Origin of the sequence: Oceanimonas pelagia (assembly GCF_030849025.1) — a bacterium.
In the GTDB taxonomy this organism is placed as follows: domain Bacteria; phylum Pseudomonadota; class Gammaproteobacteria; order Enterobacterales; family Aeromonadaceae; genus Oceanimonas; species Oceanimonas pelagia.
The window spans coordinates 1,916,462-1,937,891 of record NZ_CP118224.1; the positions used below are offsets into that span (position 1 = coordinate 1,916,462).

Consider the following 21,430-nt stretch of genomic DNA (forward strand, 5'->3'; position numbering starts at 1 on the left):
CAGCTTTCACATAAAATGACCGTTTTTTGCGGCCCCGGAGCGTCAGTGTCACACCGTTTTATTACCACCGCCCGTCTCGACTGGAATGACCAGGGAACCCCGGTCGCCACCGCCTTTGACGATGTGTATTTTTCCAACGACAACGGCCTGGCCGAAACCCGTTACGTGTTTCTTGGTAACAACGGCTTGCCCCAACGCTTTGCCGACCACGATCGCGAGCTGTTCGTGGTGGCCGAAACCGGCTTCGGGACCGGCCTGAATTTTCTGGCGACCTGGCAGGCTTTTGCCGACTACAAGCGGCAGCACCCCCAGGGCAACACGCGCCGGCTGCACTTTATCAGCGTAGAGAAGTTTCCCCTCTCCCGCGATGACCTGCAACTGGCCCTGCGCCAATGGCCAGAGCTTACCATTTTAAGCGAACATTTGTTAGCTGAATATCCGGTGCTGGTTGATGGCTGTCACAGATTGCAGCTTGCGGAGGATGTGTGCCTGGATCTGTGGCTGGGCGACGTGGCCGAGGTGCTGCCGCAGATGGATGCCGGCCTGGCCGGCCGGGTGGACGCCTGGTACCTGGACGGCTTTGCCCCGGGCAAAAACCCGGAGATGTGGACCCCTGAGCTGTTTGCGCAACTGGCCCGGCTGGCCCGCAGCGGCGCCACCCTGGCCACCTTTACCGCCGCCGGCTTTGTACGCCGCGGGCTGATTGAAGCCGGTTTTGATGTGAAGCGGGTCAAGGGTTTTGGCCGCAAGCGGGAAATGCTGGCCGGGCACCGCCGCAGCGATGTCCGGGCGCCCTGCCCGGCGCCCTGGTACTGGCGCCGTCCGGGCCTGGGTGAACACACCCTGATCGTGGGCGCCGGCGTGGCCGGCGCGGCGCTGGCCCGCAGCCTTGGCCGCCGGGGTCAGCGCGTGACCCTGCTGGAGCAGGCCGGTGCGCCGGCTCAGGGCGCGTCCGGCAACCGCCAGGGTGCCATCTATCCGCTGCTGAACGGCGATCACGATACCCTCAGTCAGTTTTATCTGCCGGCCTTTCTCTATGGCCGGCGCGCGCTGGAGCGGCTGGCCCGGCGCCAGCCGTTTACTCACGACTGGTGCGGTGTGGTGCAACTGGCCCACGATGACAAAAGTGGCAACAAGATCGACAAGCTGATGGCCGGTGCCTTTCCGTTCGAGCTGGTGCAGCCCTTGTCTGCGGAGGAAGTGAACAACACCACCGGCATTGAGGCCAACCTGCCCGGCGTAGCCTATCCGCTGGGGGGCTGGGTGTGCCCTTATGAACTGACCGCCGCCCTGCTGGCGGACGCCGGTGAGATTGACTGCCATTTCAATACCCGCGTGATCAGCCTTGCACGCAACCATGAAGGCTGGCAAGTGCAGACGGAGAGCGGGCAGAGCTTCAGCGCCGATAATGTGGTGCTGGCCAATGGCCATGCCCTGACCGCCCTGGCACAAACCGAAGACCTGGCGCTGTACCCGGTGCGTGGCCAGGTCAACCACCAGCCCAGCACACCGGCGCTGACCAAGCTCAGCACCGTGGTCTGTTACGAGGGTTACCTCACCCCCGCCTGGCAGGGGCTGCACTGCGTGGGCGCCAGCTACGACCGGCGCGATGCCGGGCTCGATTACCGGAATACCGATGAAGCCGATAATCTGATCAAACTGCAGACCACCCTGCCCGCGCTGGGAGAGCTGAAGGCCAGCCCCGGTGAGGGCCGGGTGGGCATTCGCGCCGCCTGCCGGGATCACCTACCCCTGGCCGGGGCCGCCCCCGACAGACCCGCCCAGCTGGCCGATTACGCTGACATGCCCAGGCGGGCCGGTCAGGCCCTGCCTCTGGCCGCCGATCATGCCGGCCTGTATGTGCTCTCGGGGCTGGGCTCCCGGGGCATGTGCTCGGCGCCCTTGCTGGCGGAGCTGCTGGCATCCCAGATACTGAATGAGCCCCTGCCCCTCGGCCGGGAGCTGCTGGATGCGCTCAACCCCAACCGGCACTGGCTGCGCAAGCTGCTGAAAGGCAAACCGGTAACTTAAAGCTGTAAGCTGGACGCCAGAAGCCGATAGCTTCCGGCGCCCCGCAGGGGGCTTATTCTGCGGGACGAATAAGACCAAGCTGCCGGCCAAAATCGTGCCGGCGCTGAAAGTCTTCCAGCAGGGTCCGGGCGATGCCGAGCTGATGGTAACCCACGTTGTCGGCCACCCGGTGCAGTTGCAGGCAGTCCGGCTGGGGGGCAATGTCAAACAGCGAACGCTCCAGCCATTCGGCGGCCAGCAAGGCACGTTCGCGCACCAGCCGCTCGTAGGCGGTGAGTGCCAGCCGGTAATTCTGCCACTCGGGGGTTTGCGGCCAGGTCAGCGGCTCAGTCACGGTGGCGGTGAGCGACACCAGCACCTGAGCTGGCACACAGCCTTCTTCATGGCGCTCGCCGCTGAGTTGCCACGACAGCCGGTAATCCACATCCGCCAGGCTGGGCTGCAGTGACGAAGAGCCGTACACCTCCACCGTTTGCCGGGCCTTCAGCTCCATGGCGCCAAAGGCCGGCATGGCCAGCAATGTCAGCAACGCACAAGAAACCACTTTCACAACTCATCTCCCGGTAACGGCGCCTGGCGCTATTCGCTGAGTATAAACCCGCCGTTGTCTCAAGTCATTTGAGTCTATGGTCGAAAAGCCCGCAGTTGGTGGCCGCCAGCCCATCCCCGGCCTGACAAGCCAGGCTCCGCTCTATATAGTGCAGTCAAGCATGACTGGTTGGAGCGCTGCATGATCACCGCCTATATCCTCAACGGAAAATCCCTCGAAATTCAGCCCCTGAGCCTGAGCGACAAGCCGCCCGCCAACACCCTGTGGCTGGATATTCACAAACCCGACGAGCAGGAGCAGCGCTGGATGAAGCAACTGTTCGTGGAGGAAGTGCCGGAGCTGGACGAGCTGGACGACATCGAGGCGTCGGCCCGCTTTTACCGGGACAAGGACGGCCTGCACATTCATTCGCTGTTTCCCCAGCGCCTGGGCAAGGAGATTGACGGCATCAACGTGCTGTTTACCCTGCGCAACAACATGCTCATCAGTTTTCGGGAGGACGATCTCGGCCTGATGCGGCTGCTGCGCCACTATATGCGCCAGGACCGGCTGGAAGTGGAAGACGCCACCGATCTGCTGCTGGAAATCTTTCAGCTCAAAATCGAGTACATCTCGGATCTGATTGAGGACGGCTACAAGACCCTGGAAGACACCGCCAAGGAAGTGCTGCATGTGGAAGACCTGCGCGAAACCATGTCAAACCTGATGCTGCAGGAAGACGGCAACGGCCATGTGCGGCTGGCGCTGTACGACACGCGCCGCGCCCTGCGCTTTATGCGCCGGACCCTGCGTAAACAGGCCAGCGACGAGCAGCGCAAATGGATTGACGAGCTGCTGTATGACATCGAATCGCTGCTGCCCCACACCCAGTTTCTGTTCGACAAGATCAACTTTCAGCTGGAGGCGGCCATGGGCTTTACCAGCCTGGAGCAGAGCAAGGTGATCAAGATCTTCTCGGTGGCCGCCGTGGTGTTCCTGCCGCCGACGCTGATTGCCAGCATCTACGGCATGAACTTTGCGTTCATGCCCGAGCTGGCGCTGAAATACGGTTATCCGCTGTCGCTGGTGCTGATGCTGATGTCCGCCTGCGGCACCTATTACTTCTTCAAGCGCAAGGGCTGGCTGTAAGCTTGAGGGATTAGGGATTAGGGATTAGGGATTAGGGATTAGGGATTAGGGATTAGGGAAAGAGCTTAAAACGGCTCCTCGAATCCATATTCCCCATTCCCAACTCCCTGTTGTTAAACGTGGTAGAAACGCCGGCCGTGCTCGGCCCGGCGGCCGGCGCTGAAGGCCGACACCCGCTTGAGATAGCCAATCACCCGGGTGGCATGGTCAATGTGCTCGCTGCCGCACTCACCGCACTGCCAGTCGGTATGCTTGCTGATATGGCCACAGTCGTTGCACAGGGTGCTGCGCACGTTCACGGTAAAGTAATGGCAGCCGGTCTGCGCGGCAATGCGGTAAAGCTGTAAGTAGCCCTCCGCCGACAGGTGCTCGTCCAGGTTCAGGTGCAAAGCCGAGCCGCCGTCCAGATATTGCACCAGCTCGTGGCCGTGGAGCACAAACTTGTCCAGCACCTGCGTCTCCTCGTCTTCCACCGCATAGAAGTAGGAGTTGTAGCAGTCCCGGGGCACGGCATAGCCGTCGGCCCGGTCCCACTTGGCGTTTTTCACCCCCAGGTTTTCGGCGGGCACAAACTCGGTATTGAACAGATAGCCGTATTCCCGCCGCGCTGCCCGGTTGGCGTCATAAATCACTTTCAGCCGCTCCCGCACAAAGCGCCGGTAGCCGGCATTGTTGCCCACCCGAATGCCCCGGGACTCCGCCGCTTCCACCATGCCGTTCACCCCTATGGTCAGAAACTGCTTGTCGAGGCTGATAAAGCCGGCGTCATACACGGTGAGCAGGCCCTGCTGCTGAAACACCTCCATCAGCCGGCGATAGGCCACCTGATAGCGCTGAATTTTCTGCACCTCGGTGCGCAGATCCCGGCCATCCTGCTCCAGCCGGTTCATGTTGAGGGTGATCACGTTGATGGAGCCGGTGGCCACGCCCCCGGCCCCGAGGGTGTATGAAAAGGTGTTGTCGGTCATCTCGTTGCGCAACCGGCAGCAGGATGCCAGCGAGTCGGCGCTGTCCGACATATACACAAAAAAGCTGTTGCCCCGGCTCATCTCACCGGCGCACAGGGCGGCAAAGTCGTCATCGGCAGGAGCCCCGTTTCGAGTGAGCATGGCGGCGGTCACCACCGGAAAGGTGAGTACCGCCTTGCGCCGCTCCTCGTTGAACCAGTTCAGAAAATACGCCTGCAGCCGGCGTACCGACCCGGCCGCCGGTACGCTGCCATCGGGAAACACAAAGTGCTCAAACAGGCTGGCGAAATAGTCCCGGTCAAACAGGGAAATGTTCCAGAACACGCTCTGGTAGCCCCGGGCCGCCGCCGGCTGGTTGATGGCATACACCACATGCTGCAGGTGATTGTCGATGGCATGAGCATGGGTACCGAGATAATCGTCACCATAGTCCTTGCGGGCGAAATAATCGAAGTAGGTCAGAAACTCCACCGTGGCCACGGCCCCGGCAAACTGGGAGCTGACCGCAAACACCAGATTCACAAAAGCCCCGCAGAACGACTCCAGATGCCGGGGCGCCCGGCTTTCGCCCCCGAGTCTGGTCAGACCGTCCAGCAGAAAGGGATACATGGTCATGGACACGCAGTAGGGCTTGAGGCTGGTTTCGTCGTGCACATAGATTTCGTGGGCCTCAATCTGGCGTGCATATTCCGCCGCCAGCTCATCACCGAACTGCTCGGCAATCTTGTTTTTTACCAGGCCCCGGTTCACCTGCACAAAAAAGTCCTTCATCAGCTCGGCTTCGGCGGTGGCGATGTTCTTGTGGGTGACGTTGGCATTGGGGTCCATGCTGGAGCCATCGGCGGCATTGGCCGCCCTCATGTAGCGATAAAAACTGTCCAGCTTGGCAGTCAGCTGCTCCGGGTGCAGACGGATCATGGTGCTCTCCGAAAATGATGGTTAAGCAACTCGCCGGTGGTCAGACACCGCAGTTGCTGATTGGTATAAGGAGAATCGAGTCCGCCCAGCTCCGCGCGCCAGGGCCCGGTCTTGAGGTAATCCAGCTCCGCCATCAGCAGGCCGGATATCCGTTCGCGGCCGGTATAAAGACAGGTTTTCAGACCGAGCCTGCGGCAATGGCGCAACAGTGCCAGCAGGCTGTGGCGATCCCATTCTCCGCCAAAAAACAACACACAGCTCACCAGTCCGTCATAGCGGTCCAGCCACCGGTTCAAGCGCGCCTCGGTCAGTGGCGTGCCCGCATGCGGATCCCAGCTGTCCTGGCTGTGGCAACCCGGGCAGGCCAGCGGACAGCCGGTCACCAGCCAGGCCAGGCTCACTTCGCCCGGCACTTCCTGCAGCACCACCCGCGGCTCAAAGGCATTCAGCATAAAAAGACCAAGAATCACTATATGTTGTGCAAATACGCTAGATCGAAACACAATATATTGTAACTCGCGGTTTTAAGGATCCGCGCTTTCACTGATCTGGATCAGCTCTGCGCATCGGCCGCCGCCATTGGCCTCGGTGCCCGCTTTGTGTTATCACAGGCGAAGTGCCTGACAATGAGGAACAGCATGAAAAACAAGTGCATGGCAGTACTGCTGGCGGCCCTGGGGCTGGCCGGCTGTGATAACAATGAAGTGGGTGATGTGTCTCTGGGGCTGTTTACCACCAAGGACATCAAAATCGAGGTGCTGACCGATCCGGAGGTGCCCGGCGTCACCTGCCACATGTCCAACATAGTGGCAGATCTGGATCTGGCCGATCCGTCCGACATGTCCATCAGCTGCCGGCAGACCGGTGAGATCACCCCGGCCATGATCGCCGGCATCGACCGCTCCAAAAGCGGCGAGATCGTGTTCAAGAAATCCAAGAGCATCTTTCTCAAGAGCCTGAAGATCCGTCGCATCTACGACGAAACCAGCCAGAGCCTGCTCTATATCGCCTACAGCACCAAGGAAACCAGCGGCAGCTACAAGCACTCCATGTCGACGGTGCCGCTGTGGGGAACGGCGGCCTATCGGGCGCCGGCCGCGCCCTGAGTTAAGGCCGGCAGCCTCAGCTGCGGATTAACTGTTCGCGCAGGGCATGAATACGGTCGCGCACCGCCGCGGCCTGCTCAAACTCCAGATTCTGGGCATGGGCCAGCATCTGTTTTTCCAGCTCGTCGATTTGATGGCTGAGCTCCCTGGCGCTGGGCAGGTGCTCGGGCAGCGGGGTTTTCTCTTTCGCCCTTTTTGAGCCCACCCGCCTGGTGCCGTCCAGATCCATCACATCGGTGATGCGCTTGTTGAGGCCGCGCGGCACTATGCCGTGCTCCTCGTTAAAGGCCTGCTGTTTGGCCCGGCGCCGTTCGGTTTCCCCGATGGCAGCGGCCATGGAGCGGGTAATGGTGTCGGCATAGAGAATGGCCTTGCCGTTGAGGTTGCGGGCGGCCCGGCCTATGGTCTGAATAAGCGAGCGCTCGGAGCGTAAAAAGCCTTCCTTGTCCGCATCGAGAATGGCCACCAAAGACACTTCCGGCATGTCCAGACCTTCCCGCAGCAGGTTGATGCCCACCAGCACATCAAACTCGCCCAGACGCAGATCGCGAATGATCTCCATGCGCTCCACCGTGTCGATGTCGGAGTGCAGGTAGCGCACCTTGACCCCGTGCTCGTTCAGGTATTCGGTGAGATCTTCCGCCATACGCTTGGTGAGGGTGGTCACCAGCACCCGTTCGCCTTTCGCTACTCGCAGTTTCGCTTCGGAGAGCAGATCGTCCACCTGAGTGGCCACCGGCCGCACCTCCAGCTCGGGGTCGAGCAGGCCGGTGGGGCGCACCACCTGCTCGGCAATGTCGTCGCCGGACTTGTCGAGCTCATAGGGGCCGGGAGTAGCCGACACGAACACCGTCTGCGGCATCAGCGCCTCAAACTCCTCAAAGCGCAGGGGTCTGTTGTCCAGCGCCGAGGGCAGGCGAAAGCCGTATTCCACCAGGGTTTCCTTGCGCGAACGGTCGCCCTTGTACATGCCGCCGATCTGCGGCACGGTGACGTGGGACTCGTCGATGATCAGCAGGCCGTCACCGGGCAGGTAGTCAAACAGGGTGGGGGGCGGCTCGCCCTCGGCCCGGCCCGAGAGGTAACGGGAGTAGTTTTCAATGCCGGAGCAGTAGCCCAGCTCCTGAATCATCTCGATGTCAAACTGGGTGCGCTGGCTGATACGCTGCTCTTCCAGCAGCTTGTTGGCGGCCAGCAACTGGGCCTTGCGCTCCTTCAGCTCCGCCTTGATGTGCTCAATGGCTTCCAGCAGGGTTTCCCGCGGCGTCACATAGTGGGTTTTGGGATAGATGGTAAAACGGGCCAGGGTTTGCAGCACGGCGCCGGTGAGCGGATCGAACAGGCTGATGCGCTCGATTTCATCGTCGAACAGCTCCACCCGCACCGCCTGATCGTCCGACTCGGCGGGAAAAATGTCCACCACCTCGCCGCGTACGCGAAAGGTGCCGCGCTGAAAGGCGGCGTCGTTGCGACTGTATTGCAGTTCCGCCAGCCGGCGCAGCATGTCCCTCTGGTTGAGGGTGTCGCCGGTACGCAGGTGCAGCATCATGCTGAGGTAGGACTGGGGATCCCCCAGGCCGTAAATGGCCGACACCGACGCCACAATAATCACATCCCGCCGCTCCATCAGCGCTTTGGTAGCCGACAGCCGCATCTGCTCGATGTGATCGTTGATGGAGGCATCCTTTTCAATAAAGGTGTCGGTGGTGGGCACATAGGCCTCGGGCTGGTAGTAGTCGTAGTAGGAAACGAAGTACTCCACCGCGTTGTGGGGAAAGAACTCCTTCATTTCGCCATACAACTGGGCCGCCAGGGTCTTGTTGGGAGCCAGCACCATGGTGGGCCGGTTGAGGGTGGCAATGACGTTGGCCATGGTAAAGGTCTTGCCGGAGCCGGTGACCCCCAGCAGGGTCTGGTGCGCCAGCCCCGACTCAATGCCGTCCAGCAGTTGTGCGATGGCGGCGGGCTGATCGCCCCCGGGCTGATAGTCACTGACCAGTTGAAACGTTTTGCTCATGAACCCTGTCTCCTCGCTGTACGGAGCCAGTGTACCCCCGACCGGTGTTTTTAGGCAAAAACCACGCCGGCGGCGGCCAGGCACAAAAAGCCGTCAGGGGCTTGACCCGCGCTCTGATGACACGTATTATTCGCGGCCTCTTCACGAGATTCCCCCTTAGTTCAGTCGGTAGAACGGCGGACTGTTAATCCGTATGTCGCTGGTTCAAGTCCAGCAGGGGGAGCCACTTTTTTGCCTTTCGGCACTTGACTTATCCACTTCGTCAACAACCTTCTCCAACAAAAACCCACATCACAGTGCCTTTGCTCCAGTCCTTGCCGGTGTTCATAAACCGAGCGGGATTTTTTTCGTTGCATTTTTTAAATTATTGATTTTACTGGCTTTATTTTTTGCCTGTTTTTTTGCCTCCTTAAACGAAAGCCGCGCCCTGCCTGGCTTCTCACCGGTTCCGCTCACGCAATCCACACCCTTATCCACAGAAATGGTGGATAACCTGCGCCACCCCCGCCGGCACAAGGCTTTCGGCGGCTGTGCATAACCCGTCGTTATTTCAGTGCCGAACGAAACACAAAAAATTGTTCCGCGAGCCGGCATCTGCACCGGCTCAAAACCGATGGTATTTTTACAGACAGGACAGCGGCAACAGGCCCGGGAACGAAGGTCTGATGTGGTTTTTATTCCCTTTGGTACCGAATGCCGCGCCAAAGGAAAGAAAGTGTCATTATGATGGTGCCCGACGCGCCCGCATGGCCTCGGCCACCGCCTCGGCACGGGCACCGAGCACCACCTGCAGATGCCGCTCGCCCAGGCGCACCACTCCCCTGGCCCCCAGCGCCCTGAGCCGGGCATCATCGACCAGGGCGGTATTTTTCAGGCTCAGCCGCAACCGGGTAATACAAGCGTCAATCTGCTCCAGATTGCCGGCGCCCCCCAGGGCGACCATCCATTCATCGGCCTCTTCCCTTTCGCCACCGGTTGCGCTGTCCCCCGCGGCCCCGGTATCTCGGCCGGGCGTGGCCAGGTGAAACACGCGGATCACCCCGTAGAACAGGATAAAATACACCAGTCCCACCACCAGCCCCAGCCCTACCAGCCGCCAGGGGTGGGTAGCCAGCCCCCAGTTCAGCACCAGATCAAACAGGCCGGCGGAAAAGCCAAAACCGTGCAGCACTCCCAGGCCATTGGCCGCCACCAGCGCCAGCCCGGTGAGCAGGGCATGCAGCACATAGAGCAGCGGCGCCGAAAACATAAAGGTGAATTCCAGCGGTTCGGTAATGCCGGTGAGCAGCGAGGTCAGCGCCACCGACAGCAGCAAACCGCCGGCCCTGGCGCGCCGGCCCTTTGGCGCCGCCAGCACCATGGCCAGGGCCGCTGCCGGCAGGCCGAACATCATCACCGGATAAAACCCGGCCATAAACACCCCGGCGGTGGGATCGCCGGCAAAAAAACGGTTGAGATCGCCCCGGGTAGCCTGCTCGGCAAGGTGAGTAATGCTGGCGCCGTCCACGCCCGGCACGGCTCCGCCCAGGCTGAGGGTGCCTGCCAGTGCCGGCGGCAGGCAGATGTTCTGCAACTGCCCCGCCGCCTCGTAGCTCACCTTGATGCACTCGCCCAGGCCAAACCAGAACAGGGAATTGAGCACATGATGCAGACCCAGCGGGATCAACGCCCGGTTGAGCGCGCCATAGACAAATTGCCCCGGCGCGCCGGAGCCGGCCACCGCCCGGGCAAAGGCGTCGATGGCCTGTTGAACGGGCGGCCAGATCAGTCCCACCATCAGGGCCGCCAGCAGGCAAACCAGGCCGGTCACAATAGGCACCAGCCGTTTGCCGCCAAAAAAGCCCAGAGAGTCGGGCAGGCGTACCCCGTGAAAGCGGTTATAGCAGTGGCCGGCAATGATGCCGGCGATAATGCCGCCGAAAAACGACAGCTTGATGTCAGCATTCAGGGCCACAACGGCCCCGGTCAGCACAAAATAGCCCACGGCGCCGGCCAGGGCCGCCGCTCCCCCGCCGTCCCTGGCCAGCCCCACGGCAATGCCCAGGGCGAACAGCAGCGGCAACTGGTCGAAAATGGCGCTCCCCGCCGCCGCCATAAAGGGTATACTGAGCAGATCCGGCTGCCCCAGACGCAGCAGCAAGGCCGCCACCGGCAGGGTGGCAATGGGCAGCATCAGGGCCTTGCCCAGTGTTTGCAGATATCCCAACAGGTTCACGGTGCCCTCCCGGTGCAAACAGGCCAGCCCGCTGGCCCATGGTAAGAAAACGACGCTTTTTTATTATAAAAACCACATTGCAGATTAAGGTTTCAGACATGCGCCTGCTTCCCCTGGCCGACGCCGAACAGGTCGGCCACCGGGCCGCCCGCCACATTGCCACCCGCATTCGCGAGTTTGCGCCCGACGAGCAGCGCCCCTTCGTGCTCGGCCTGCCTACCGGCAGCACGCCGTTACCCACCTACCGGGCACTGATCCGCCTGCACCGGGCGGGCGCGGTGAGCTTTCGCCATGTGCTGACCTTTAATATGGATGAATATGTGGGCCTGCCCCAGGCCCACCCGCAAAGCTACCATGCGGTAATGCAGGCGCAGCTGTTCCGCCATCTCGACCTCCCCCGGCACCGGCATCACCTGCCCGATGGCATGGCCGGGGATCTGCACGCCGAATGCCGCCGCTACGAAGCGCTGCTGGCGCAACACGGCCCGGTGCAGCTGTTTCTGGCCGGGGTGGGCCGCAATGGTCATCTGGCCTTTAACGAACCGGGAGCTCCCCTCGACTCCCGTACCCGGGTGGTGTCCCTGAGCGAGGCCACCCGCCGGGCCAACGCCCGCTTTTTTCACGACACCCCGGAACGGGTGCCGGAACGCGCCCTGACCGTGGGCCTGGCCACCCTGCTGGAAGCCGAGGAAATCGTGCTGCTGGTCACCGGTGCCCACAAGGCCCGGGCGCTGCAGGCGGCGGTAGAAGGCCCGGTCAGCCCGCAGTGGCCGGTGTCGGCACTGCAACGACACCCCAACACCCTGATTTTCTGTGATCACGCCGCCACCAGGGCGCTGGCCCCCAGCACCCTGCACCCTTGTCGGCAACACCAGCTCAACCCGCCTGGCTGTCCGGAGTAAGCCCATGTACGCCTTCACCCATTGCACCCTGTTCGACGGCGAACGCCTGCACACCGACACCGCCCTGGTGATCGACGGCGCGCGCATTGCCGCCCTGCTGCCCGAGCCGGCCCTCGACGCCGGGCTCCCGCGCATTTCATTGCATGGCGCCGTGCTCAGCGCCGGCTTTATCGATTTGCAGCTCAACGGCTGCGGCGGTGTCATGTTTAATCATGCCATCAGTGCCGACACCCTGGACACCATGCACGCCACCAACCTGAAGGCGGGCACCACCAGCTTTTTGCCCACCCTCATCACCTGCCCCGACGAGCACATGCACCGGGCGGTGACCGTGGTGCGCGACTACATGGCCCGCCACCCCTGGCGGGTGCCCGGCCTGCATCTGGAAGGCCCCTACACCAATGTGGTGCGCCGGGGTATTCATCCGGCACACCAGATCAGGGCCCTGAACGACGCCATGCTGACATTTTTGTGTGACAACGCCGCCAGCATCGCCATGCTGACCCTGGCCCCCGAGGTGAACCAGCCGGCCCACCTGCAACGGCTTCGGGCCGCCGGCATTCGCCTGGCCATGGGCCACACCGGCGCCGACTACGATCAGGCCATGGCCGGCTTTGACGCCGGCATCGGCTTTGCCACCCACCTCTACAACGCCATGACCCCCACGGCCAACGGCCGCCAGCCCGGTGCCGTGGGCGCGGTGTATGACGCGTCAAATGTGGGCGCCGGCATCATCGCCGACGGCCATCATGTGCATTACGCCAATATCCGGCTGGCCCACCGGGTACTGGGGGATCGTCTGTGCCTGGTGACCGACGCCACCGCCGCCGCCGGCGCGCCGCCGGGCTTTGAACAGTTCGACTTTTGCGGTGCCACCGTGTATCTGCAAAACGGCAAATGCGTGGACGAGCACGGCACCCTTGGCGGATCGGCCCTGACCATGCTCGAGGGAGTGAAAAACCTGGTGCAGCAGGCAGGCCTGCCCCTTGAGGCGGCACTGGCCATGGCCAGCCGCAACCCGGCACGAATACTGGGCCTGGAGCAGCACATCGGCACCGCCACTCCCGGCCGGGTCGCCAATCTGGTAGCATTTGACGCACACTTCAACCTGGTTACCACCGTCGTCAACGGACAGCTTTCATCATGACCCGCGGACAAATCGCCAACGTCGACCTGGTCAAGCAGGTCAACTGCTCGGCCGTATACCGGCTTATCGACAGCCGGGGCCCCATTTCCCGAGTGCGCATTGCCGAACTCAGCCACCTGGCGCCGGCCAGCGTGACCAAGATCACCCGCACCCTGCTGGAGCAGGGGCTGATTCGCGAGCTGGAGCACCAGGCCTCCACCGGCGGCCGGCGCGCCATCTCCCTGACCACGGTCACGCAGGACTTTTACCTGGTATCGGCCAAGCTGGGCCGGGAGGAGCTGCTGCTCACCCTCTATGATCTGTCGGGGAAAGCCCACGGCCGGCAGCGGCTGCCCTTTCCCCGCCGGGAACAGGACATTCTGCTGGCCGCCCTGCACCGGCACCTTGCCGACTTTATTCAGCGCCATGGCAGCGGACGCCGGCTGGTGGCGGTGGCCGTGATCATGCCCGGTCTGACCGATGCCCAGGCCGGCCGGGTGATCCATCACCCCAGCTACCCCCTGGCCGGGGTGCCCCTGGCCCACGCCCTGGGCCAGGCCCTGAGCCTGCCGGTGTTCATTGGCAACGACATTCGCGCCCAGGCCCTGGCCGAGCATTATTACGGCGCCTCAAAAGACAGCCTGGACTCGGTGCTGGTGAGCGTGCATCACGGCGTGGGCGCCGGCATCATCACCGAGGGCCGCATCTTCAAGAGCCAGGGCCGGGACGTGGCCGAGATCGGCCATATCCACATGGACCCGCTCGGCGATCGCTGCGATTGCGGCAACGTCGGCTGTCTGGAAACCATGGTGGCCGACGCCGCCCTGCTGCGCCAGGCCAGCCATATGCTGGCCCAGGGCTATCGCAGTTGCCTGGCCGGGCAAACATTGTCGATGCAGGCCCTGTGCCGGGCAGCGCTGGCCGAAGACCGGCTGGCCCTCACCATCGTGCGCCGGGCTGCCGAGCGCCTGGGCCAGGCCCTGGCCATCGTGGTCAACCTGTTCAACCCCCAGCGGGTGCTGCTGAGCGGTGCCCTGTGCGAGGCCGAAGACATCGTCTTTCCCATTATCAATCAGGCCATTATCCATCAGTCCCTGCCCGGCTTTCATCAGGGGCTGCCCATCATTCGCGCCCGCTTTCAGGACGATCAGACCATCGGCGGCCTGGCCCTGGTCAAGCGCGCCCTGCTGGAAGGCGAGCTGCTGCAACGCATTATGGAGCCCAAACCATGAGCAACATCGTTTTCAGTACCGATCCCGGCTGGCAACCGGAGCAGAACGGCGGCAAGCCGGATCAGGGCCCGTTTCCCGACGACGGCATCATACGTCTGCGCCGGGAAACCAAGGGCCGCAAGGGCGCCGGCGTAATTTGCGTGTATGGCATCGGCCCCGGTCAGGTGGGCGAAGTGGCCAAAAAGCTCAAGAAACAGCTGGGCACCGGCGGCGCGGTGAAAAAAGGCGTAATCGAAATTCAGGGCGATCGCCTGGCGCAGATCAGGCAGTGGCTGGAAAAGGCCGGTTTTACCGTGAAGCAGGTGGGCGGTTAAGCACAAGGGCCTTGAACCGGCAGGCCAAATGACTAAAATACCTGTTCCCTGATCAAGGGGGAGTAGTCGCTGTCGGGAGCCATCCCGAAGACGGTCGTCAACATAGTTGGTGCAAAATCACCATGGTGGCCGTGACCTTAGCGGGTTTGACGAGACCTTTGACAGACGAATGCCGATACCGGGGACGGGCGGCATGGCGTCTGCTCATTGGTAACAATAACCCCGTCCCCTTTGGTATGACTCTTGGAAGCACTCACCACCTCCACCCTGGCCGTCTCCATCGCCGAGATCGGCGACAAGACCCAGCTGTTGGCCCTGGTACTGGCCTGCCGGTTCAGAAAGCCGGTGCCCATCGTGATCGGTATTTTTCTTGCCACCCTGCTCAATCATGCCCTGGCCGGCTCGGTGGGGGTCTGGATCCAGGGCTGGCTGGATCCGCTCTGGCTGCGCTGGCTGCTGGCGGCGTCCTTCTTTGCCATGGCGGCCTGGATGATGATCCCCGACAAGCCCGATGACGAAGACAGCCGCTTCTACCGGTTTGGCCCGTTGCTGGCGACCTTTGTGCTGTTTTTCCTGGCGGAGATCGGCGACAAGACCCAGATTGCCACCACCCTGCTGGCGGCGCGCTTTGTGGATCAGTTCTGGCTGGTGGTGGCCGGCACCACCCTGGGCATGATGGTGGCCAACCTGCCGGCGGTGCTGGTGGGGCACAAGGGTGCCGGCCGCATTCCCATGCACTGGGTACACGGCGTCAGCGCCGCCATCTTTGTGGCATTGGGCATCACCACCCTGTGGTGGCCGTGGTAACCGGCAGGCAGAGCCGCTTAATCAAAAGGGCCCCGCAGCGCGGGGCCCTGTGCCGTCAGCCGTACAGGTTAAAGCTCTCGGCATTCAGCCACAGGTGCACCAGTATGCTGGCCACATAGCCAAGGGCAATCACCGGTGCCCATTTCAGGTGGCCGGCAAAGGTATACATGCCCCGCGCCTGCCCCATCAGCGCCACCCCGGCGGCGGAGCCGATGGACAGCAGGCTGCCGCCCACGCCGGCGGTCAGGGTGATCAGCAACCAGTTGCCGTGCGACATTTCCGGCTGCATGGTCAGCACCGCAAACATCACCGGAATGTTGTCCACAATGGCCGACAGCACCCCCAGGGTAATGTTGGCGTAAACCGCATCCCAGCTGCTGTAGAGCAGATCCGACACCAGCGCCAGATAGCCCATGTAGCCCAGGCCGCCCACGCACATCACCACCCCGTAGAAGAACAGCAGGGTATCCCACTCGGCCCGCGCCACCCGGCTGAACACGTCAAAGGGCACCACGCTGCCCAGCCGCTTGAGGGCCTCATCGTCACCGCGCTTGCGCGCCAGCGCCCGCTTGCGGGCCAGCGATCCGGGCAAGGTCTGGCGCAGGTAGTAGCCAAAAAACTGCAGGTAACCCAGCCCGGTCATCATGCCCAGCACCGGCGGCAGGTGCAGCAGGCTGTGGCAGGCCACCGCCGAGGCGATGGTCAGCAAAAACAGCAGCACAATGCGAATGGCGCCGCGTTTGAGCTCCACCTCTTCGTACTGAGCTTCCGGCTTGCGGTTCTCGATAAAGAAGTTCATCGCCAGCGCCGGCACCAGGTAATTGACCATGGCCGGAATAAACAGAATAAAGAATTCGTTGAACTTGACGATGCCCGCCTGCCACACCATCAGGGTGGTAATATCGCCAAAGGGGCTGAAGGCACCGCCGGCGTTGGCGGCAATCACGATATTCACGCAACAGAGGTTGATAAAACGCTTGTCGCCTTCCGCCACCTTGGTGACCACGGCGCACATCAGCAGGGCGGTGGTCAGGTTGTCGGCAATGGGCGAAATGAAAAAGGCGAGAAAGCCGGTGAGCCAGAACAGCGACTTGTAGCTGAATCCTCGGCGAATCATCCAGGCGCGCAGGGCGTCAAACAGCCGCCGCTCTTCCATGGCGTTGATGTAGGTCATGGCCACCAGCAGGAACAGCAGCAATTCTGCATATTCAAGCAAATTATGGCGGAATGCCTCTTCGGTGACGCCGGGAATGCCGTTATTCATATAGGTCCAGCCGATGGCGGTCCAGATAATACCGGCGGCGATCAGCACGGGTTTGGACTTGCGCAGGTGCAGGTATTCCTCACCCATCACCAGCAGGTAGGCCACCACAAAAATGGCCACCGCAAACACCCCGACCCCGGTGCTGGTGAGATCCAGTTGTCCGGTGGCGGCAGCCAGGGCCGGCGTGCTCGACAGCGCCGCCACCCCTCCCAGGAACAGGCACAATTTCCTTGTCATTGTTATTCTCGCTTTTTTGTTTTGGCTATAGTTACCGGCTTTGCCCGCGCACGGGCAAAGCCCTGAAAAAGGCTATCATAAAGCCGGGGGCGGACGCAGGCCGGTTTCCCGACGGGGCTCTCAGTTTTGACAAATGCCCGGCCCGGACTTCCCGCCATGCCGACACAAGAAAGTAAATATTTAATCTTGTTTTTTGCATTAATTTTCACGATGATACCCTCGTGTTTCCCAGGCTACCAAGGACAAGTCCGTGCGCGAAAATGATGCCGCCCTGGTCAAGGCGTTTCGTCAATCCAGCCCCTATGTGAACCTGCATCGTGGCTCCACCTTTGTCATCATGCTGGGTGGCGAAGCCATCGATCAGGAAAACTTTCCCAACATCATCAGCGACATCGCGCTGCTCACCAGCCTCGGCATTCGGCTGGTGATCGTGTTCGGCGCCCGCCCCCAGATCGACCGGGGCCTGGCCGAGGCCGGCCTGACCGGCGTGTTCCACAAGCACACCCGGGTCACCGACGAGCCCAGCTTTCGCGTGATCAAGGACGTGTGCGGCGGCCTGCAGATGGACATTACCGCCCGGCTGTCGATGGGGCTTATCAATACCCCCATGCAGAACGCCCGCATCAACGTGGTCACCGGCAACTTTGTCATTGCCCAGCCGCTGGGGGTGGACGACGGCGTCGACTACATGCATTCGGGCCGGGTGCGCCGCATTCATACCGATACCATTCATCACCAGCTCGCCAACGGCGCCACCGTGCTGATCTCCCCCATCGGCTTTTCCGTAACCGGTGAAAGCTTCAACCTGTCGTCGGAAGAGCTGGCCCGCCGGCTGGCCATTGAGCTCAAGGCCGACAAGCTGATCGGCTTTTGTTCCCAGCGCGGCGTACTCAACGAAGACGGCGTGGCCATTGCCGAGCTGTTTCCCGAACAGGCGGAAGAGCACCTGCAAAAACTGCTGGAGGAAGGGGAAAGCCTGTCGGGCACCGCCCGCTACCTGCGCGCGGCCATTTCCAGCTGCCGGGGCGGCGTGCCCCGCAGCCACCTGGTGAGCTACAAGGAAGACGGCGCCCTTATTCAGGAGCTGTTCACCCGCGACGGCCTGGGCACCCAGATTGTCAGCCTGAGCGCCGAGCAGGCCCGCCAGGCCCGCATCGACGACATTGGCGGCATTCTCGACCTGATCCGGCCGCTGGAAGAGGAAGGCATACTGGTGCGCCGCTCCCGGGAACAGCTGGAGATGGAAATCGACCAGTTCACCATTATCGAAAAGGACGGCGCCATCATCGGCTGCGCCGCCCTCTATCCGTTTCCGGAAGAAGGCATGGCGGAAATGGCCTGTGTCGCCATTCACCCCGACTACCGCAAGGGCAGCCGCGGCGACATGCTGCTGCACAAAATTGAAGAGCAGGCGCGCAAGCGCGGCATGAGCCGGCTGTTCATTCTCACCACCCGCTCCATTCACTGGTTTCAGGAGCGGGGATTTAAAACCGTGGATGTCAGCGCCCTGCCCATGGGCAAGCAGAAGCTGTACAATTTTCAGCGCCGCTCCAAAATCATGATTAAAGAGCTCAACTGAACGATTTACCCGGCTGGCCATTGACAGCCGCGGCTTAAGTCAGTAGTTATAGGGCCGCTTCGGCAAAGAATGCCGAAGCAACAAGAAGAGGCGCGTTGTTCAGGCAGCCGGCAGAAGGAGCAGCCACTCCGAAGATCGCCGGTCAGGGGAGCAATGCCGAGACGGCGAACGGTGGCATAACGGTCGTTGTCGGCTGCGAAGGCTGAATCCTTCGGGCTGTCACCTGTTGGGTGGAGTGCTTCCTGATGACCTTTCCATGTCTTCGCAGTCGTTCCCCCCGTAGTTTGAACTTACCCAGTAAAGCAAGGAGCTTGCCTTGAACCAACCCGTTGTAGCCAAATTCGGTGGAACCAGTGTTGCCGACGCCGATGCCATGGGCCGTTGCGCCGCCATTCTTGAACAAAATGCCGGCACCCGGCTGGCGGTGCTGAGCGCAAGTTCCGGCGTGACCAACCTGCTGGTGGCGCTGGCCTCGGGCGCTCAGGGGCCGGCAGAGCGGGAACAACTGCTGCGGCAGCTCGCCGCGATTCAGCACGCCATTCTCGACCGGCTGGAACGCCCGGAGATGCTCACCCGGCACATCGAAGACATTCTCACCCACATCAAGGAGCTGGCCGACAGCGCTGCCATCAGCCCGACCCGGGCCCTTGCCGATGAAATTGTGGCCCAGGGCGAGCTGATGTCGACCCGGCTGTTTGTGGAGCTGCTGCGCCGCCGCGGCACCGACGCGGTGTGGTTTGACGTGCGCAAGGTGATGCGCACCGACGATCGCTTTGGCCGCGCCACGCCGGATCTGGCCAGCCTGAAGGCGGAAGTGGAAAAGGAACTCAAGCCCCTGTGCGACAGACAGCTGGTGGTGACTCAAGGGTTTATCGGTGCAGCTCCCGACGGCCGCACCACCACCCTGGGCCGGGGTGGCAGTGACTATTCCGCCGCCCTGCTGGGGGAAGCACTGAACGCCGCCGCCGTGGAAATCTGGACCGACGTGCCCGGCATTTACACCACGGATCCGCGGCTGGTGAGCGAGGCCCGCGCCATTCCCGAAATCAGCTTCAGCGAAGCCTCGGAAATGGCCACCTTTGGCGCCAAGGTACTGCACCCGGCCACCCTGCAGCCGGCGGTTCGCTGTCAGATCCCGGTGTTCGTGGGCTCCAGCCGGGCGCCGGAAGAGGGTGGCACCTGGATTCGCAACAGCACCCCCAGCCAGCCGCTGTTCCGTGCCCTGGCCCTGCGCCGCAATCAGGTGCTGCTGACCCTGACCAGCCAGAGCATGTTCCAGGCCCACGGCTTTCTGGCCGAGGTGTTCGGCATTCTGGCCAGGCACAAGATTTCGGTGGATCTCATCACTACCTCGGAGATCAGCGTGTCCCTGACCCTGGATGCCGGCGCCGAGCTGCTGACCGAAGAGGTCAAGAACGAGCTGGCCAGGCACTGCCACCTGAAAGTGGAAGAGGGTCTGGCGCTGGTGGCACTGATTGGCAACCGCATGAGCGAGGCCGGCGGCACCGCCAGCCGGGTGTTCCAGGCGGTGCATGACGTCAATATTCGCATGATCTGCTATGGCGCCAGCCCGCACAATTTCTGCTTCCTGGTGGATGAAGACAACGCCAACCGGGTGATTGCCGATCTGCACAGGGAGCTGCTGCCGGCCTAAGCTTCAAAGCGGCACGCCCAGATAAAAAACGGCGCTGTGGCAACACAGCGCCGTTTTTGTTGGCGAGACAACCCTGACGGAATGCCTCAAACGGTCAGTTCAGTCCCCAGGCGGTGAGCAGCCCCGCCAGCAGTGAAATGCCCATGGCCCAGGCCACACGCCGGCCAAGCAGCCCGTCCCCCAGGCTGACCGCCATGGCCGCCTTCACCAGGTTATTGACCGAGGCCGCCAGCACTATGCCCAGCACCGCCGTGCCCGGTGCCAGGCCGCCCTGGGACATGCGCGTCAGCGACAGGGTAATGGCATCCACATCGGTCACCCCGGAAGCCAGCGCCAGCAACAACACACCGGCATTGCCCAGCGCCTGCCTGAGCCACTCCCCCAACACCATGATCAGCAGGATCAGACCGCCGAACAGCAGCGCCGCCTTCAGATCCAGCGGATTCATGTGGAGGCTGGGCTGCTCCACGCTGCCGCCGGCCCGGTGCCGCTGCCAGATCCAGGCGGCGGGCCCATACAGCAGCAACGTCATCACCAGCACCGGCCACCAGAGTACGGGCAGCAGGGCGGGATTGATCAGCGCGCAATACACCAGAATACGCGGAAACATGGTGCCGCAGGCCAGTAATACGCCGGCGGCCAGCAGCGGCGCCAGCCCCGGTGTTTGCCGCGACAACCGGGCATAATGCAACGTCAGGGCGGTGGATGAGCTCAAGCCGGCAAACAGGCTGGTAAAGAGAATGCCCTTTTCGGTGCCGCCCACACGAATGGCGAAATACCCCAGAAAGGAAATGGAGGCGATCAGCACCACCATCCACCAGATTTCAAAGGGATTCACCACCCCGCCCGGCCCCATTGCCCGGTTGGGCAGCAGCGGCAGCATCACCACCGTGATCAGCAGCAACTTGAGCCCGGCATCCAGCTCATGCTCCCGCAGCCTGTGCAGCAGGCCGTGAATTTCCCGCTTGTTGTCGAGAATAAAGGCGGTGATCACCGCCGCCGTGGCGGCGATGGCCGGGCTGTCGAGCATGGCCAGTGCACCAAAGCAGAAGGTCAGCAACAGGCCGATGCTGCCGGTAATGCTGAAATCGTTCAGGGTGCGGGCCTGTGCCCGCCAGGCCACCAGGTTGATGGCCACCACCCCCAGCAGGCCCACGGCCAGCAACCAGTGCCCCACGGTCTGCCCGAGCAGGGCGATCAGACCGCCCAGCAGCCCCACCAGGGCATGGGTGCGAATGCCGGCGATGCGCTGCCCGGCTTCGGCATCGCGCCATTGCCAGCCCCGCTGAATGCCAATCAGCGCGCCCAGCAGCAGGGCAATGCCGAGGCGCACCAGGGGCTGGTGCCCGCTCCACAGATCGGCGGCCAGCTCATTCATGGCA

Annotated in this window: 18 protein-coding genes, 1 tRNA gene and 2 riboswitches; of the genes, 12 read left to right on the forward strand and 7 right to left on the reverse strand. The window is 62.4% G+C overall.

Annotated features, from left to right (window positions below; genetic code table 11):
- The first annotated feature begins 45 nt into the window (after positions 1 to 45).
- Entirely contained in the window at positions 46 to 2,031 is a 1,986-nt protein-coding gene (gene mnmC, locus PU634_RS09030; protein WP_371319592.1) for a bifunctional tRNA (5-methylaminomethyl-2-thiouridine)(34)-methyltransferase MnmC2/FAD-dependent 5-carboxymethylaminomethyl-2-thiouridine(34) oxidoreductase MnmC1, read from the forward strand.
- Positions 2,032 to 2,083: 52 nt separating this feature from the next.
- On the opposite strand, the gene PU634_RS09035 is transcribed toward mnmC, so the two are convergent.
- Positions 2,084 to 2,581 (reverse strand): DUF922 domain-containing protein, encoded by a 498-nt coding sequence (locus PU634_RS09035; RefSeq protein ID WP_306760478.1) that lies wholly within the window; start codon positions 2,579 to 2,581, stop codon positions 2,084 to 2,086.
- A 180-nt stretch (positions 2,582 to 2,761) separates the two neighbouring features.
- Between PU634_RS09035 and corA the strand changes: the two genes are divergently transcribed.
- Positions 2,762 to 3,709 carry a magnesium/cobalt transporter CorA gene (gene corA / locus PU634_RS09040; protein ID WP_306760479.1) on the forward strand — a complete coding sequence of 316 codons (948 nt, stop codon included), beginning with the start codon at positions 2,762 to 2,764 and terminating at the stop codon, positions 3,707 to 3,709.
- Positions 3,710 to 3,822: 113 nt separating this feature from the next.
- On the opposite strand, the gene nrdD is transcribed toward corA, so the two are convergent.
- On the reverse strand, positions 3,823 to 5,595 hold the full coding sequence (gene nrdD / locus PU634_RS09045) for an anaerobic ribonucleoside-triphosphate reductase (protein ID WP_306760480.1): 1,773 nt from the start codon (positions 5,593 to 5,595) through the stop codon (positions 3,823 to 3,825).
- Complete coding sequence (gene nrdG / locus PU634_RS09050) at positions 5,592 to 6,047, reverse strand: anaerobic ribonucleoside-triphosphate reductase activating protein (RefSeq protein ID WP_306760481.1); 456 nt, start codon at positions 6,045 to 6,047, stop codon at positions 5,592 to 5,594. Before nrdG ends, nrdD begins: the two co-directional genes overlap by 4 nt.
- A 186-nt stretch (positions 6,048 to 6,233) precedes the next feature.
- On the opposite strand from nrdG, the gene PU634_RS09055 reads away from it, so the two are divergent.
- Positions 6,234 to 6,701, forward strand: a complete 468-nt coding sequence (locus PU634_RS09055; RefSeq protein WP_306760482.1) for a CreA family protein — start codon at positions 6,234 to 6,236, stop codon at positions 6,699 to 6,701.
- Between the two features lie 16 nt (positions 6,702 to 6,717).
- On the opposite strand, the gene uvrB is transcribed toward PU634_RS09055, so the two are convergent.
- Entirely contained in the window at positions 6,718 to 8,718 is a 2,001-nt protein-coding gene (uvrB, locus tag PU634_RS09060) for an excinuclease ABC subunit UvrB (protein WP_306760483.1), read from the reverse strand.
- A 150-nt stretch (positions 8,719 to 8,868) separates the two neighbouring features.
- On the opposite strand from uvrB, the gene PU634_RS09065 reads away from it, so the two are divergent.
- Positions 8,869 to 8,944 (forward strand) — tRNA-Asn (locus tag PU634_RS09065).
- Positions 8,912 to 9,256: a hypothetical protein gene (locus tag PU634_RS09070; protein WP_306760484.1), complete on the forward strand. Its 345-nt coding sequence runs from the start codon at positions 8,912 to 8,914 to the stop codon at positions 9,254 to 9,256. The genes PU634_RS09065 and PU634_RS09070 overlap by 33 nt, the downstream gene beginning before the upstream one ends.
- 183 nt (positions 9,257 to 9,439) lie before the next feature.
- Here PU634_RS09070 and nagE read toward each other — a convergent pair whose 3' ends face one another.
- Positions 9,440 to 10,933: an N-acetylglucosamine-specific PTS transporter subunit IIBC gene (nagE, locus tag PU634_RS09075; RefSeq protein WP_306760485.1), complete on the reverse strand. Its 1,494-nt coding sequence runs from the start codon at positions 10,931 to 10,933 to the stop codon at positions 9,440 to 9,442.
- Between the two features lie 98 nt (positions 10,934 to 11,031).
- Between nagE and nagB the strand changes: the two genes are divergently transcribed.
- The 5 genes from nagB (at position 11,032) to PU634_RS09100 (ending at position 15,314) form a co-directional block, all read left to right on the forward strand.
- Positions 11,032 to 11,835 (forward strand): glucosamine-6-phosphate deaminase, encoded by an 804-nt coding sequence (gene nagB, locus PU634_RS09080; RefSeq protein WP_306760486.1) that lies wholly within the window; start codon positions 11,032 to 11,034, stop codon positions 11,833 to 11,835.
- 4 nt (positions 11,836 to 11,839) lie between these two features.
- A complete protein-coding gene (nagA, locus tag PU634_RS09085; protein ID WP_306760487.1) occupies positions 11,840 to 12,982 on the forward strand; it encodes an N-acetylglucosamine-6-phosphate deacetylase in 1,143 nt (380 codons plus the stop codon).
- Positions 12,979 to 14,193, forward strand: coding sequence for an ROK family transcriptional regulator (locus PU634_RS09090; protein ID WP_306760488.1), 1,215 nt, complete (start codon positions 12,979 to 12,981; stop codon positions 14,191 to 14,193). The genes nagA and PU634_RS09090 overlap by 4 nt, the downstream gene beginning before the upstream one ends.
- On the forward strand, positions 14,190 to 14,507 hold the full coding sequence (locus tag PU634_RS09095; protein WP_306760489.1) for a translation initiation factor: 318 nt from the start codon (positions 14,190 to 14,192) through the stop codon (positions 14,505 to 14,507). The genes PU634_RS09090 and PU634_RS09095 overlap by 4 nt, the downstream gene beginning before the upstream one ends.
- Before the next feature lie 45 nt (positions 14,508 to 14,552).
- A riboswitch (yybP-ykoY riboswitch) is annotated at positions 14,553 to 14,728 on the forward strand.
- A 22-nt stretch (positions 14,729 to 14,750) separates the two neighbouring features.
- Entirely contained in the window at positions 14,751 to 15,314 is a 564-nt protein-coding gene (locus PU634_RS09100) for a TMEM165/GDT1 family protein (RefSeq protein ID WP_306760490.1), read from the forward strand.
- 55 nt (positions 15,315 to 15,369) lie between these two features.
- Here PU634_RS09100 and nhaD read toward each other — a convergent pair whose 3' ends face one another.
- Positions 15,370 to 16,815, reverse strand: coding sequence for a sodium:proton antiporter NhaD (gene nhaD, locus PU634_RS09105; protein ID WP_306760491.1), 1,446 nt, complete (start codon positions 16,813 to 16,815; stop codon positions 15,370 to 15,372).
- Positions 16,816 to 17,065: 250 nt separating this feature from the next.
- On the opposite strand from nhaD, the gene argA reads away from it, so the two are divergent.
- Positions 17,066 to 18,394 carry an amino-acid N-acetyltransferase gene (gene argA / locus PU634_RS09110; protein ID WP_306760492.1) on the forward strand — a complete coding sequence of 443 codons (1,329 nt, stop codon included), beginning with the start codon at positions 17,066 to 17,068 and terminating at the stop codon, positions 18,392 to 18,394.
- A gap of 77 nt (positions 18,395 to 18,471) precedes the next feature.
- Positions 18,472 to 18,643: riboswitch (Lysine riboswitch) on the forward strand.
- Between the two features lie 67 nt (positions 18,644 to 18,710).
- Positions 18,711 to 20,048 (forward strand): lysine-sensitive aspartokinase 3, encoded by a 1,338-nt coding sequence (lysC, locus tag PU634_RS09115; protein WP_306760493.1) that lies wholly within the window; start codon positions 18,711 to 18,713, stop codon positions 20,046 to 20,048.
- Positions 20,049 to 20,142: 94 nt separating this feature from the next.
- Here the strand turns inward: lysC and PU634_RS09120 are convergent, their stop codons facing one another.
- Positions 20,143 to 21,426, reverse strand: a complete 1,284-nt coding sequence (locus PU634_RS09120) for an MgtC/SapB family protein (RefSeq protein ID WP_306760494.1) — start codon at positions 21,424 to 21,426, stop codon at positions 20,143 to 20,145.
- Positions 21,427 to 21,430 lie beyond the last annotated feature (4 nt).